14 protein-coding genes are annotated in these 13986 nt (G+C 62.6%); 10 read left to right on the forward strand and 4 right to left on the reverse strand.

The genetic code is table 11. From position 1 onward, the window contains the following. Positions 1-255: 255 nt before the first annotated feature. The 10 genes from MF609_RS04840 to MF609_RS04885 all read left to right on the forward strand — a co-directional run bounded on the left by MF609_RS04840 (position 256) and on the right by MF609_RS04885 (position 11072). A complete protein-coding gene (locus tag MF609_RS04840) occupies positions 256-1278 on the forward strand; it encodes a hypothetical protein (RefSeq protein WP_242415195.1) in 1023 nt (340 codons plus the stop codon). 43 nt (positions 1279-1321) lie between these two features. Further along, positions 1322-1870 (forward strand): hypothetical protein, encoded by a 549-nt coding sequence (locus MF609_RS04845; RefSeq protein WP_242415196.1) that lies wholly within the window; start codon positions 1322-1324, stop codon positions 1868-1870. Positions 1871-2065: 195 nt separating this feature from the next. Beyond that, the gene (locus tag MF609_RS04850; RefSeq protein WP_242415197.1) at positions 2066-3442 is read left to right on the forward strand and encodes a transposase; all 1377 of its coding nucleotides are present in this window, start codon (positions 2066-2068) and stop codon (positions 3440-3442) included. A gap of 483 nt (positions 3443-3925) precedes the next feature. Next, the gene (locus tag MF609_RS04855) at positions 3926-4903 is read left to right on the forward strand and encodes a serine hydrolase domain-containing protein (protein ID WP_242415198.1); all 978 of its coding nucleotides are present in this window, start codon (positions 3926-3928) and stop codon (positions 4901-4903) included. Positions 4904-4919: 16 nt separating this feature from the next. Further along, positions 4920-5393: a nuclear transport factor 2 family protein gene (locus MF609_RS04860; protein ID WP_242415199.1), complete on the forward strand. Its 474-nt coding sequence runs from the start codon at positions 4920-4922 to the stop codon at positions 5391-5393. A gap of 348 nt (positions 5394-5741) precedes the next feature. Beyond that, on the forward strand, positions 5742-7514 hold the full coding sequence (locus tag MF609_RS04865) for a PAS domain-containing protein (protein ID WP_242415200.1): 1773 nt from the start codon (positions 5742-5744) through the stop codon (positions 7512-7514). Positions 7515-7516: 2 nt separating this feature from the next. Next, complete coding sequence (locus MF609_RS04870) at positions 7517-7897, forward strand: response regulator (protein WP_242415201.1); 381 nt, start codon at positions 7517-7519, stop codon at positions 7895-7897. Positions 7898-8623: 726 nt separating this feature from the next. Next, positions 8624-9382 carry a hypothetical protein gene (locus MF609_RS04875; RefSeq protein ID WP_242415202.1) on the forward strand — a complete coding sequence of 253 codons (759 nt, stop codon included), beginning with the start codon at positions 8624-8626 and terminating at the stop codon, positions 9380-9382. Between the two features lie 51 nt (positions 9383-9433). Next, complete coding sequence (locus tag MF609_RS04880) at positions 9434-10429, forward strand: ImmA/IrrE family metallo-endopeptidase (RefSeq protein WP_242415203.1); 996 nt, start codon at positions 9434-9436, stop codon at positions 10427-10429. Between the two features lie 4 nt (positions 10430-10433). Next, a complete protein-coding gene (locus MF609_RS04885) occupies positions 10434-11072 on the forward strand; it encodes a hypothetical protein (protein WP_242415204.1) in 639 nt (212 codons plus the stop codon). Between the two features lie 4 nt (positions 11073-11076). On the opposite strand, the gene MF609_RS04890 is transcribed toward MF609_RS04885, so the two are convergent. Genes MF609_RS04890 through MF609_RS04905 form a run of 4 tightly spaced genes read right to left on the reverse strand, consistent with a single transcriptional unit; the run spans position 11077 to position 13898 of the window. Next, positions 11077-11799: a hypothetical protein gene (locus MF609_RS04890; RefSeq protein ID WP_242415205.1), complete on the reverse strand. Its 723-nt coding sequence runs from the start codon at positions 11797-11799 to the stop codon at positions 11077-11079. 20 nt (positions 11800-11819) lie between these two features. Then, complete coding sequence (locus MF609_RS04895; protein ID WP_242415206.1) at positions 11820-12359, reverse strand: hypothetical protein; 540 nt, start codon at positions 12357-12359, stop codon at positions 11820-11822. 31 nt (positions 12360-12390) lie between these two features. Then, the gene (locus MF609_RS04900) at positions 12391-13323 is read right to left on the reverse strand and encodes a bis-aminopropyl spermidine synthase family protein (protein ID WP_242415207.1); all 933 of its coding nucleotides are present in this window, start codon (positions 13321-13323) and stop codon (positions 12391-12393) included. Next, the gene (locus tag MF609_RS04905) at positions 13320-13898 is read right to left on the reverse strand and encodes an ATP-binding protein (RefSeq protein ID WP_242415208.1); all 579 of its coding nucleotides are present in this window, start codon (positions 13896-13898) and stop codon (positions 13320-13322) included. Before MF609_RS04905 ends, MF609_RS04900 begins: the two co-directional genes overlap by 4 nt. Between the last annotated feature and the right edge of the window lie 88 nt (positions 13899-13986).

Genomic DNA, 13986 nt, shown 5'->3' on the forward strand with positions numbered 1-13986 from the left:
GGGCCTTCCAACTTCTACCATCCGTTCATCTCGGTGGCAGCGCTTTCAGTAGGCCCCATCAAGCGCTGTCCGCGGGTCGACTTTATCGGGCAGCGCTTGGCGGGGCGTGGATGGACGGCGATTAAGAACCGAAGGTAGGACAGGTTGGGTCGGGCAACCTCATTGGCGACACCCAGCGGTGCTTTTGCCTGCAATGATCTAATCCGCATCGTGTCCGAAGTAGTGTAGATGACGAGACAAGGGGGAAGATACGAGGTGCCGACGCTTTACCAGATTACCGACAAAGTAGACCGGCTGGCGATGGGCCGCTCGTTTGGCTCGCTGCAAGACAGACGCAAGCGGATCCACAATCTTGGCCGCAAGCCATCGAACGCCCCCTTTAGCGGTGCCAAGAACGAGGCGTGGACGTTCCACAATGGCGGCCGGGAGGAGCTGCAGTTCAACCTTGGCATCGAGGACGACTTGCCTGGTGGCGATTTCCGGTACGGCGTCGCTTTCTCGTTCGAACCTAGCCGCTCGATGCCGGATATCGACAAGCTGCTACCGCTGGTGGCGCGGTTCAACGATTATATACTAGAAAATTCCGCGCGACTGTCTGGCCTGAAGATGTGGCACTTCGCGCATGCCCGGGATGCCGACACCAGGGTCGGCCCCTATCCGCCAGCGCCGGTCGCACCCGAATTGTTCCACCTCGGTGTTTTCGTCTTTCTCGGCAGGATCGGCAGTTCGGCAGATCCTGACTATGGGGCAGTGCTTGAGACGCTCGAGGCTTTGCTCCCCATGTGGGAGTTCGTCGTGGCTGGCCCCGAGCGTGCACAGGCTCCAGCGGTGGAAGCACCGCTCGGCCAAAATACACTATCGCAGCGCACGTCGATGATCGTCACTCGCAAGGCGTTGCTGCTTGATGTGGGCCTCAGGCACAATGCGATGCAGCGCCAACTCTTTGACGACTTGGTAGCCACCTATGGTGGAACCCAGGTCGATGTGGAATTCGATGCGCGGGGCGGCGGCCGGGTGGATGCGATCGTTCAAACCCCGACCGAGCGCATCCTCTTTGAGATTAAAACTGCATCAACCGCACGCGGCTGCATCCGCGAGGCCTTGGGGCAACTGCTAGATTATGGCTGCTGGCCCGGTCGTGTCCCGGCGACGCGTCTGATTGTTGTCGGTTCGCCGCCCGCCGATGAGGATGCCCGCGCGTATCTCAACCTGCTGACGCGGAGGTCAGACATTCCTATCGAGTATTTACAGGTGCAGTTGCCTACAGCGACAAGTTGATCGCCGGCGGCGCGGCATTATTGATTTCAAGGAGAATGTTTGCGTGGGAGACAAGGCAACGGACCAGCGCGAGCGTCTGCGGAAAGGGATACTGGGTGAGTATCTCGCAATGGACTATTTTGATGCCAAGAAAGTGTCTTACTTCGCGATCGAGCAGAATACCCCAACCTGGAATCAGAAGCTGGCGTCAAATAACCTGAAGCGCCCTGACTTTATCATCTGGGACGAGCTCGGAAATCGGAGGCTTGTCGATGTTAAAAACTACACAATCCACGTTACGAGCTGCACTATAAGTGTCGATCATACAGATGTGCGCAGCTTGCGCGCGCATTCCACGGCACTTGGAATGGATGCATTGCTGGCCTTCGCGTTCGAACAGCGGTACCTTTTTTTCCTGAAGCTAGACAGCCTTACGCCGCCCAATACGCTTGGTCAGCCTCACTCTTTTTCGGTGGTTCCAGGACCCGCCGAATTGACTGATGGTATGCGCCCTCGATGGCTGCCTCCCGCCGCAATCGTGGCCTGGGATAGCAGTATGACGAGCGGGCTGGGTTTGAACCCGCTGTCCGATCCCGAAGCACTATTCATCTAAGCGTCGAGCAGTTTACAAATGGCGGCCTAGCCGACCTACAACTGCCATTGGGAGCAACCGAATTAACGCGCGTTGCTGCCAGATGGGTTCTCACTAGGCTGGCGGCAGGTTGGGGACGATTGTTTTGAAAAAGGCCGCCTTGCAGTCATGCTGATGGTTTGATTCAATCTTTGCGAGGTGAGCGGAGACGGGCCGATGATGGGCGAACGGACAGTGGCGCAGGAAGCGCTGTTCTACAGCTTCAGCCTGGAGCGGCACGTGCCGGCGGACCATCTGCTGCGCTCGATCGACCGGTTCGTGGACCTGTCAGGCATCCGCGAGGAGCTGAAGCCGTTCTACAGCGAGACGGGTCGTCCCTCGATCGACCCAGAGTTGATGATCCGAATGCTCATCATCGGCTATTGCATGGACATCCGGTCCGAGCGGCGGCTGTGCGATGAGGTGCATCTGAACCTGGCGTATCGCTGGTTCTGCCGGCTGGGGCTGGACGGCGACGTGCCCGACCATTCGACCTTCTCGAAGAACCGCCACGGGCGTTTCCGTGACAGCGACCTGTTGCGCCGGGTGTTCGAGACGACGGTCGCGCGCTGCATGGCCGAGGGGCTGGTGGGTGGCGAAGGGTTCGCGGTCGACGCCAGCCTCATCCGCGCCGACGCCAATCGTCAGACCGGCGGGCCGGGCAGCGATGGTGTGCCGCCGGACATCAACAGTCGTGCGGTGCGCGAGTATCTGGCCGTTCTCGACGATGCCGCGTCCGGCGCCGCGACGCTGGTGGTGCCGAAGTATCTGGCGCCGGCCGATCCGGCATCGCGATGGACCAGCGCGCATCGCGGGCCGGCGTTCTACGCCTACTCGACCAACTACCTCATCGACCTCGACCACGCCGTCATCATGGACGTGGAAGCGAGCACCGCCGTGCGCCAGGCCGAGGTGACCGCGTGCAAGCGCATGATCGCGCGGGTGCACGACCGCTTCGGCGTCTGGCCCGAGCGTCTGGCCGCCGACACCGCCTACGGCTCGGCCGAGATGCTCGCCTGGCTCGTCCATGAGCGCGACATCCAGCCGCACATCCCGGTGTTCGACAAGTCCGCCCGCCGCGACGGCACGTTCGAGCGCGATGCCTTCACCTACGACCATGACGACGACAGCTACGTCTGTCCCGGCGGCAAGCGCCTGAGGCCCAGGAACCGCAACTTCACGACCGTCCGGGGCGATGTCGGGCAGGACGGCTTCATCCGTTATCGCGCGCGACAGCAGGACTGCGGCGGCTGCGCCCTGCGGGAGCGTTGCACGCCCAACATGCCCGCGCGCAAGGTCACCCGTTCGATCCACGAAGGCGCTCGCGACCTGGCCCGCGACATCGCCACCACCGACGCCTACGTCACTTCGCGGCGCCAGCGAAAGAAGGTCGAGATGCTGTTCGCGCACCTTAAACGCATCCTGAAGCTCGACCGATTGCGCCTTCGCGGTCCAAACGGTGCCAGGGACGAGTTCCATATGGCAGCCACCGCCCAGAACCTGCGCAAGATGGCAAAGCTCATCCCAATGCCGGCGCAACCACTACCCGCCTGAACCGATCAGCGGCTTCCGCCGCAGTTCAGCAGCAATTCGTCGACCGGCCCAACGCCGACTTCTTCAACACAATCGGACAGTAGCTGCCGTTCAGAACTCGATCGGCGACCGGCGCATTTTGGTCAAGACCCGCCCCTCCCGGCTCGGTGCACAGACCCAGATCCGGTCGTTCACTGCCTCTTTTTAACTCCCCGCTTTCGGCCATCCGTTCATGTTGGTCGCGTAGGAGCAGCCCAGCCTTTGATCTGCTCGCCGACCCGCGAGTTTCTGAAAAACGGGTGGCGTTTCGAACGTGTTACCGCGGCTCTCATATCCGCTACCTCTATGAGTAATACGCTTCATATTGCGGCCGCGCTCAGATACCGCTAGCTGTTGCACATGGATAATACAGTAGGTGTGCTCAAGCATGCAGTTTGCGGTGGGTTGATCGCATTGATGGCTTGCGCCTCGTCTGCCGCCAACACGAACACTGCGCTGCCGGATATGACCACAATCCTGCGCGAACAGCGCGTGGAAAGCGCGTCGGTCGCCGTGATCCGCGACGGACGGATCGTCTCGACCGGGGCTTGGGGCATGGCGGGACCGAACCGCGCGGCGACCGTCGCCACGCCCTACAATCTCGCTTCGCTGACGAAGCCGCTGACGGCGGAGGTCATCCTGCGACTGGTCTCGGCCGGCAAGCTGTCGCTCGACGAGCCGATGGATCGCTACTGGAGCGATCCCGACCTGTCGCGCGATCCCCGGCGGATGAAGCTGACGGTCCGCATGGCGCTCAGCCATCGCACCGGGCTGCCGAACTGGCGCGATGCAAAGGGGCTAGCGTTCGATCATGATCCCGGCACAACTACCGGCTATTCGGGCGAGGGGTATCAATATGCCGCGCTCTATGCAGAGCACCGCACCGGGCAGTCGTTCGAGACGCTTGGCCAGCGCTGGCTGTTCGCTCCCACCCATATGCGCGCCTCGGGCTATGTGTCCGCGCAGGGCGAGACGGTGCCGATTGCCGTACCCTATGACGACGGAGGCAAGCCGCTGCCGGTCGAGCGTGTGACAAGGTACAACGCCGCCGATCTGGCGCATGCGACGGCGCGCGATTATGCGCGCTTCCTCATCGATGCCCGCAACGACCGGGGCTTGAGTACGTCTCTGGCGGCGGAGCGCAGCCGATCGCAGGCCGACCTGACGCCCGAACTATGCGCCGGATCGAAAGCGGCCAGCTGTCCGCCGTGGACCGGCTTCGGCCTGGGCTGGCAACTCCTCGGTTTTCACGATGGCACGACGATGCTCCACACCGGCAAGGATGCCGGGGCGTTCACCTTTGCCGCGATCGATCGCGCAAGCGGCGACGGCATCGTCATCCTGACCAACAGCGACAATGGGTGGCGGGCCATCCTGCCCATCCTCGAGTGCACCGGGAGCGATCCGAAGCTGATCGCCTTCCTGCGCGGCCAGATGAACTGACAGGACCAGAGCCATTATGACCGCGATCGCCGTTGCCGCAGCCTTGCTCGCGACGCCCGTGCCGCCCCTGACCGATCCGTTGACGACCGAGATCGGTGCGCTCGACGCGAAGGTGTTCGACGCCTACAACCGCTGCGACCTGCCGACCTTCTCCGGCTATTTCGATCCGAAGGTCGCCTTCTACCACGACACCGGCGGCGCGACGTTCGAGCGTGACGCGATGGTCGACGGCGTCCGCAACTATGTCTTCGGAAAGGTGAAGCGCGAACTGATCCCGGCGACGTTCCGCGTCTATCCGATCAAGGATTACGGGGCGATCGAGGAAGGCGAGCACCGCTTCTGCGAACTGGCGACAGGGCGCTGCGAGGGGATCGCCAAATTCGTGATGGTCTGGGCAAAGCAGGATGGCGCCTGGCGGATCACCAGCGTCCTCAGTTACGGACACCGCGCCGCGACGCCCGCCGAACAGCGAAGCGCCACTGACAGATAGCTGGTGGGGTGCTTCCCGATCCGGTTTGGCGAACCAGACCCACATCCGGTCATTCACGGCCTCTTTTTGGCTCCCCACCTTCTGCCGTTCATTCATGTGGACAGCGGAGGAGGTGCCGAGCCTCAGTCCTGCCCACTGCCCACAAGCCTCCCATATGGATGGTGTATCGGGACTGACAGTCGATCTGCTATGGACATAAGATAGAGTCAGTCGCAGCAACTGACCTGCCAAACGGCGAGCTTTTACGTTCCACGCTGATCCGAAGCGGCCATATTCCCGTCCGCGTGCGGCTTTGCTAAATAGCGGACGAGGATTTGCCAGGGGGCTTGTCCGCTCTTGGACGCCCTGATGATCCGTTCCCTGCCTGTCAGTTTCTTCGACCGGATCGTAGCTTGGTCACTCTACCTTCAGCTCCCGATCGTGGTCCGCTATCTACTCGCGGCAATCACCATCCTTGCCGTTGGCTGGGGGCGCGTCCTGTTCGTACCGGACACGTTGCCTTGGCTTCTGTTCATTCCTGCGACGATCGCCATCGCTCTGGTGGCGGGCAAAGGACCGGGGCTTTTCGCAGCTGTTTTATCGACAGCTACCGGCATCGCATCCCTTGGCACGATCGAGCATCCCACCTGGGTGCCGCGGCAGCAATGGGTATCAGCAACCCTGTTCCTCGTCGTCATGCTCGGCATCGTCATGCTGACCGCTGAGTTGCGCGAGTCCCTGCGTCGCGCGCGGCGGCTCAACGAGGAGCTTGTCGAAAGCGAGCGACAGGCGGTCGAGCGGCAGGCGTTCCTGTCCGGCGTGCTGGCCAGCTCGACGGATTGCATTAAGGTCCTCGACCTCGACGGCAAGCTGACCTTCATGAGTGAAGGGGGGCAGCGTGTCATGGAGATCAGCGACTTCAATGAGGTCGTTGGTTGTCCATGGCCGGACTTTTGGCAAGATGCTGGCAACGCCGAAGCCAAGGCCGCGATCGAGGCGGCCAAGCGGGGTGAGGCGCGCAGCTTCATCGGCAAGGCTGACACCTATCGCGGTACGCCGAAATGGTGGCACGTCGCGGTCAGTCCGATCGCCGGACCGGACGGGCGCCCCGATCGCATCCTATCGGTCTCCCGTGACATCACCAACCTGCGCGCGAGCGAGGAGGAGCGCGACCGCTTCGTCCGACTGGCGGAGAACAGCACCGACTTCATCGGCATGGCCCGTACCGACGGCAGCGTCTTTTACGTCAACGATGCCGCCAGACGCCTCGTAGGTCTGGAAGGTGCCGACATCACCCGACTGACCATCGCCGACTTCTTTCTGCCCGAGCAGGTTGAGACTGTCATGCGCGAGGTGCTGCCTGCGGTGGACCGCGACGGCCACTGGGTCGGCGAGTTGGATTTCCGGCATTTCCGCACCAGTGAGTTGATCCCGGTCCTTTATTCTGTGTTTCCAGTCACCGACGCGACGGGAACGCTGATCGGCTACGGCACCGTGACCCGTGACTTTCGCGAGCGGCGCCGCGCCGAAGACGATATGCGCCTGATGAACGGCGAACTGGCGCATCGCCTCAAGAATGTCCTGGCGGTCGTCCAGTCGGTCGCCGCGCAGACGTTCAGAGGCATTCCCGAGGCGGAAACGGCGAGCCAGAGCCTGTCGGCGCGACTTGTCGCGCTGGGTGCCGCAACGGACGTGCTGACCGGCCGTTCATGGCGCTCCGCCGATCTGTGCGAGTTGGCGACGCGGGCCTTGTCCCCGCATGGCCGGATCGGCGAGCGCATCCTGTTGTCCGGCCCGGCGGTGACGTTGAAGCCCGAACTTACGGTCGCCTTCGCGCTCGCCCTGCACGAACTGGCGACCAACGCCGCCAAATATGGCGCGCTGTCGAATGAGACAGGCCATGTGACGCTTGCTTGGTCGATTAACGGCGACCGCGACGATGCCTCATTCGCGGTCTGCTGGCGCGAAGAGGGGGGACCGCCCGTCACGCGGCCACAGCGCAAGGGCTTCGGCTCGGTCCTGATCGAGCGCTCCTTGCGAAGCTATTTCAGCGGCAAGGCTGCAACCGACTATCGGCCGGAAGGTTTGGTGTTTGAACTTGAAGCGCGGCTTGGAGACGCCGCCATCGTGACCGGGAATTAAGCGTGGGTCAGAGTACGCCGATCGGCAGCAAGACGATCCTGATCGTTGAGGACGAGGCTTTGGTCAGGTTCGACCTCGTGGACTTCTTCGGCCATGCCGAATGGCGGGTTTTTGACGCGGAGAACGCGGACGAAGCCATTGCCATCCTCGACGCGCACAAGGAAATTCGGGTGGTTCTGACCGATGTGCAGATGCCGGGATCGATGGATGGTGTGAAGCTCGCACACTATATACGTGAACGCTTTCCGCCGACCGTACTCTTCGTCGCATCCGGCAACGCCCCCATCCCGGCGCACGAATTGCCTGCCCGAGCTACCTTCCTTCCCAAGCCCTTCGATCCGCATCGGCTGCTGCGTCAAATCGAAAGCATGGCGCAGGCATAATTCCCCGACGACGGCCTCATGGCGCGGCCCGGTTTCTCATTTGGGAAGCCCTGCGGGAAAGCCAGGGCAGTATGGGTCTTCCCATGCCTCACGATCTCGGCCGTTTTGCCAAAAGCTAGTCCTGATTGCGTTTTTCCGAAACGGTCCATCATATATGGGGAAACGGGACTGCGGCGAGTTTCCTGAACGGCTGGCCTCGGAATGCAGCGCCGACTCACCGAACGGCGGAGAACGGATTGAGAGCTGCCGGACAGCTTCACGGCAGTCAGGACCCACAAATGGACGTTCAGACCACCTTGCTCGTCTCCTAACTTTAGACATTCGTTCATTGGGCGTGCGCGACCGACCGCGAGGGCGGAAGCTGGGACTTTGCTGCCGTTCGCCCGCGGTGAGCCGAAAGGCGGCTCTTGTCAGAAGCCGACGTTGAACGTTCGCTCGACCGGCATCTTGGAACGTTAGAAGCTGGCCCCCCCAGACTGGCGGATTTTGCGAGCGCCGCTAGTGAAGCGGACATTCGCGGGAGCTACTCCCGTTGTATCGAGAAGGTCCAGAGTCGGCTATCGACGGTAAGGGAGTTTCGGAGCGCCGGGCGGCGATTCCCAGCGGCGTCCGACCTTTGCACAGATTCATCCACGACTCTCCTCACCCAATTTTTGTCCCGCTTCGTCCCCGACGCATTGAGAAAGCAGTTCCCCAATGCAATAATCCTGCGATGGTAATCGCTCGATGAACGTGATGATAGACGTTGGCGCGGGTGGCCGGAATGCGGCCCACGTCGGGATGAATGACGAGATCGTGTGCTGGTCGCGTATGCAGGCGGAAGCGGGCCAGGCGCTCGACGCAATCATCGCGCGCAAGGAGATCGAGCGGCAGGCTGGCGGCGGATACTTCATGTGGGGTGTCGGCAACCCTCCAGCGCTGATCGCACGATCACTGGCACGCGCGCACGTGCCGGTCCGTGCAGTTTTCTCCATCATGAAGTCGCGACCCAAGGCTGTCGATGCGCAGCCGAGCCGCACGGTGGTCTGGCGGCGCTACCTCGACGCGGAGGGTGTCGAGCGGACGCTTCCACCGTACGCGCTGGTCACAAGCCGCGGCGACAGCACGCGCGGTGCTAAACGCATGCACTTCGCACTCATGTGCTACTCGCCCGAGCCGCTCGCCATACGACGCGGTGAGGCCTTCGACCCCAATGCATTCAGGAACGCCGGCGGGACAGGCGCCCCGGTGGGTGCATCGCAGGTGACGGCTCTGCTGAGGCGCGTGGATGCGGACGCCGTAGTGACTGACTATGAGGCCAACATCTCCGCCTGGCTCACCGCAAGCTATTGGGTGCGCCTGCTGGACCCCGTTGAGCTCGATGCCGGCAAGCAGAAGACGATCGCATCGGCGGCGGCCTTTGACGCGGGCCGCTGGTGCGCGCTGGTCGAGCAGATTCGGAGTGGCGAGGCATGCGTCGAGGCAAGGACGGGCGCACTGCTTTAACCTAGCCCTTCCACCGGCGAATCCCGCTGTGCTATCTCCGCAACGGGGGGAATGGTGGCCGACGATAAAAAGTCCTTGATCGACAGTCTGCGCAAGGCTGGTTTGAGTGCAGCGGCGATCACCGCTGCGTGGCCCTCATGGTGGACGGAAGAGGCGGAGGAATCTCCGTCGGGACGTGCGGAGCTTCGCTTCGCGCTCGCCCGCCGGCTGGGACTGGAGCCACGGCCGTTGCTCGGTGAGCGCGTCGAGTTCGTCTGGAACGATGAGGCCAAGTTCAAGCATCTCAACGCGCAGGATGAGGCGCAGCGGGCGGCGCTGACGTCGTTCGGAATGTCGATCGGTCGACTGCTGCTTCGGGCGACCCCAGCGCAGGTGACCGCCGCCGCGCCTGCTGACATTCTGCGCGAGGCGATCCTCGTCGGCAACGCCTACGTCGACCTGAACTCATTGGTGGCGACCTGCTGGACGCTCGGCATTCCGGTGATTTATCTCCGCGTCTTCCCGCTCGACACCAAGTCCATGCACGCGATGGTCGTGCGCAGCGACGGCAGGTTCGCGATCTTGCTCGGGCGGGACGCCACCTATCCCGCACCGGTCGCCTTCACGCTTGCGCACGAACTCGGCCACGCAATGCTGGGACATCTGGATGGGGCGCCTGCACTGATCGACCTTGAGGACCCGGCATTGGCCCACGACGGCGACGATCAGGAGGATGAGGCCGACCGCTTCGCACTTACGCTGCTAACGGGCTCACCCGATCCGGACATCCAGACCAACCTCGACCGCTTCAACGCGCCCACCCTCGCCCGGGCGGTGCTCGACGTCGCGCGGCAGTATCGTATCGAACCCGGCACGCTGGCGCTGTGCGTCGCACACCGGACGCGTGCTTGGCCCGTCGCGATGTCGGCGCTCAAGTTCATCTACGCCGAACCGAAGCCAGCTTGGCGCGAGGTAAACGGCATCGCCGACCGCATGATCGTTTGGGATGACCTTGGCGATGATGCCGCACTCTACCTGCGTAACGTTATGATTGGCGGCGATGCCTGAGCAAATGCTGCTCGACAACGACGTCGTGCTGAAGGCAGCGTGCTATGCGCTCGCACTTGAGACACTGGCGGCGACGACCAGCGGCGACACGGTGCCCGGGATGCTCGGAGTCGGCCGCTTCGTCATCCGCCGCCGGGTTGAAAGGGCCACCAATCTTGTAGACCGCGACCAAGCGCGCGCGTCGCTCGAACGGATGATCGCCGCAGTGGAGGTGTTCGAGCCCACTGAGGACGAACTCGCGCTCGCCGCCGATCTGGAGGCTGAGGCCTCCCGCCACGGGCTTGAGCTGGACGGGGGCGAGAGTCAGCTGCTAGCGATCGTCGTGAAGCGGAATCTTCATTGCCTGCTGACCGGCGACAAGCGCGCAATCTCGGCGATGGCCGCAGTGGCGATGGCGCTCGCCGCCGGCCGCGTTCTCTGCTTCGAGCAGCTGATGGCGAGGATTGTCGCCGCAGTCGGCCTCGACGCGGTGCGACCAAGAGTCTGCGCCGAACCACGCGTCGATCGCGCGCTCACGGTGTGCTTCGGCTGCGCACGCGACGCTGTCTCGCACGCCGACGTCGTTGACGGCCTCGCCAGCTACATTGATCATATCGAACGCGGTGCACCGGGTGTGCTGATGCGCGACGCCGCCGCGCACTGAAGCGCTATTCGGGCCGGGGCATCCACGGCCTGCCTAGCATCTCGCGCAATCTTCTGGAGGCCGATCCCGGTTGCATCGCAGTGTCGTAATCCTCCAGCTCATCCAAGAATATCTCAGTCGCGTCGAGCTTCTGCCTGTTGGCGCCAGCGTCCGCAAGCAGGGTCAGGATGCGGTTTGAATTGAACTCGCCCAGCTGCGGATCGGCGAGAAACCATGGGTGAATGTAGAAACGCCCGCGATAGAAACAAAGCAGCTTATGGGTGTGCTTCGTGTTCGGAATGACGGCCATGAAGGCGGGCGACACAAGCACTGCGCAGATATGACGCGCGTGGTCGCTGCGCTTTTCGGCTGCCTCGTATGCGTCCAGGAAGCCGTTCCCGATCAGGACGTCGCGGGAGCGATGAATAGGGCCGAAGCCCAGACCGCCACGTGGGATCTGGCCGTCGATCAGCATCTGCTGGAACAGCATCGACGCTGAGATGAGGAACCGAGTCTTCACGGCCTCGAGCTGTCGCGTGGCGTGCAGCACGAACATGTCGTTGAGTTGCAGCGTGGCGAGTTCGCTCGACGCGACGACATCATCGCGACCAACCGCGACCCTTTCAAAGGGGACTCTTGCCTGAAAGCTGTGGAACTGCCTCCGCAAATGCTCGGCGAGTTCGGCGAGGCCCTTGCCGCCGGCAGCCCTGATTCTTTGACTGAACCCCAGTGCGTCGATCACCAGCACCGGCGAGTCGAGTTCCGCGGTCAGCGCTGGCCCCGCAGGAACACGGCATAGGGCGCGCGCAGCTTGGCGACCAGATCGATGTCGATCACTCGCGGCTTGGCCTCGTTCGTCAGTTCGGGCGCGTCCATCACCTCCAGGCACGCCTTGTCGACCCTGCCCTGAATATAGCGGCTGCCTAATCTGCCGGTGCTAGGCCCGACCGGAACGCGCGTCTGGTCCAGTGGAAGCTGAAAGTTTTCCGTGTGTAGGTCCTCAATGAGCAGCGCATACTTCGATCCCCGCACCTCGATGGTGTCGGGGACCTTCTGCCAATCAAGGCCGTCGGCCGAGAACTCATCGGCAACGCCTTCGCCGAAGTGGTTCGAGTTCATTTCCTCCATGCAGAGGTGGATCGTACGGCCACGTTCGACGAACGATCGCGCGAATGGCTGAACCATGGACGTGGGATGGCAGGTATTGCCGCCATAGCCCCACATGCCGAAGCCGGTGTTGCGGATCTCGGTGGTCTTACGGGCAATGATGTCGGCCAGCGTCTCGTTGGCGTGTGTGCCGATCTTCATGAAAAGCAGACCGGACCCCGGCTTTACGATGTCATTCACGGTGCCCCTCCAGGAAGATCAGCTCGTATTCGTCTTCGTGCGCGACACCATAGTCAAGGCGCCGGCGAGCCTTAACGTAGCGGACCGTGGGTGGCTGCGACAGTCCGTAAAAGTTCTCGAGGCGCGCGTCGTCGGTGATCGCGACGCTCGGCGCGCGTGACGGGTTGTCCGGCAGCGCGGCGAGATAGAGATTGCAGGACTTTAGGTCGGGCGCGTCGTCGAGATGGTATTCATGCAGCTTGCGCTGCATCTGCGACACGTAGAATCCTTGGCTCGCGGCAAAGCCCTGGACGCTGGCAAGCACGCGCTTAGGCCATGGCAGATCGTCGTCGTCAGCGATGACCACCACACCTTGGCCTGCGTGTCCCGTCGCCTCCATGCCGCGTTCGACGAACACGTTCACGCTTTCGCCGTCGTTTGATGCGCCCCACGGAGGGTTGGTGTAGAAACAGTCGTAGAGCCGATCAGTCACCATCGGGTCGAGCACGTTGTATAACTTGGCGTCGAGGTTCGGAATGCGCTCGCGATCCGCGAAGTTCATAACCGCTTCGACGGTCCGCTCGTCGAAATCGAAGACTGTTATGTGCGACGGTCCGAAGTTGAGCACGTCGCGGACGCGGAGGTAGGCCACGCACACGCTAATTGCATCGCCATCGCCGATGAAGGCCAGCCTCTTTCCATCAGCCCAGTCGGCGATCATTTCGCTCTGCAGCACCATGTCGCCGGTCTTCATGTGGATCTGGTCGAATACACGCAACGGCCTTGGCCGGTTCTGCACCACGTCGGATACCGCGTTGAGTGCCTTTCGCAGATCGACTCGTCCCCGCTCGTGGCTAGCCGCCGCGGTCGCGGCGGGCTGCGGTTCGTCGCGGCGGCGCGGAATCGACTGCGTGAGCCAGCGCACGCCGTCGACTAAGCGCTTCAAGCCAGTCTCTCCGCCAGCATGCTGACAAGAATGTCACGGGGCTGGGTCGTGTCGAACATGTACACGGCGCAGCCGATGGACATGCCGTAGGTGCACGCGACGCTTCCCTGCAGCAGCGTGTGCGTGCGGGCCTGCTCCTCGGATACCTGCGGCCGGCCACCTGGGTCCACTACTATACGTCGCCTAGTTTCGGCCGGTTCAGCATAGAACACCCAGATTTCGTCGGGCCGCAGGCGCCCGAACTGCTTGAGCGAAAACGGCGTAACACGGTAGCCGTAGGATTCCTTCGTCACCGCGTGGCTGTCGATTAGCACCGGCCTGCTGCCGCGGCGCTCATCCACGAATGCGAGCAGCGCCAGATCGACGTCGGCCACGTCCTGCGGAGTGACCACGGCCGACGACTGGGCCCGCAGATCGTCTTGGCCGGCGATGGCTGCACACCTGGCGAGGCAGTGCTCGGTCAACCGCGCACCGTATTCCCAGATTTCTAGGTCGCTGACGCGCTCTTTGAGCATCCGCGTGGTGGAACTCTTCCCAGATGCAGGCGCGCCCGTAAGGTATATAACCTTGGCCATGAATTTCTCCCCTGTAGGAAACGGCCATGCGCGCGGGTAGACTGTCAAGTGATTACCGACCTTAGTCGCGAACAATCGCGACCAAAAT

The sequence above is a fragment of the Sphingomonas panni genome (genome assembly GCF_022664435.1).
Classification (GTDB): Bacteria; Pseudomonadota; Alphaproteobacteria; order Sphingomonadales; family Sphingomonadaceae; genus Sphingomonas; species Sphingomonas panni.

What these genes read in the sequence shown, in the direction of transcription:
- MF609_RS04850 (WP_242415197.1), top strand. Translation starts at nt 2,066, where the DNA reads ATGATGGGCGAACGGACAGTGGCGCAGGAAGCGCTGTTCTACAGCTTC.
- MF609_RS04855 (WP_242415198.1), top strand. Translation starts at nt 3,926, where the DNA reads ATGACCACAATCCTGCGCGAACAGCGCGTGGAAAGCGCGTCGGTCGCC.
- MF609_RS04860 (WP_242415199.1), top strand. Translation starts at nt 4,920, where the DNA reads ATGACCGCGATCGCCGTTGCCGCAGCCTTGCTCGCGACGCCCGTGCCG.
- MF609_RS04865 (WP_242415200.1), top strand. Translation starts at nt 5,742, where the DNA reads ATGATCCGTTCCCTGCCTGTCAGTTTCTTCGACCGGATCGTAGCTTGG.
- MF609_RS04875 (WP_242415202.1), top strand. Translation starts at nt 8,624, where the DNA reads ATGAACGTGATGATAGACGTTGGCGCGGGTGGCCGGAATGCGGCCCAC.
- MF609_RS04880 (WP_242415203.1), top strand. Translation starts at nt 9,434, where the DNA reads ATGGTGGCCGACGATAAAAAGTCCTTGATCGACAGTCTGCGCAAGGCT.
- MF609_RS04885 (WP_242415204.1), top strand. Translation starts at nt 10,434, where the DNA reads ATGCTGCTCGACAACGACGTCGTGCTGAAGGCAGCGTGCTATGCGCTC.
- MF609_RS04895 (WP_242415206.1), bottom strand. Translation starts at nt 12,359, where the DNA reads ATGAAGATCGGCACACACGCCAACGAGACGCTGGCCGACATCATTGCC.
- MF609_RS04905 (WP_242415208.1), bottom strand. Translation starts at nt 13,898, where the DNA reads ATGGCCAAGGTTATATACCTTACGGGCGCGCCTGCATCTGGGAAGAGT.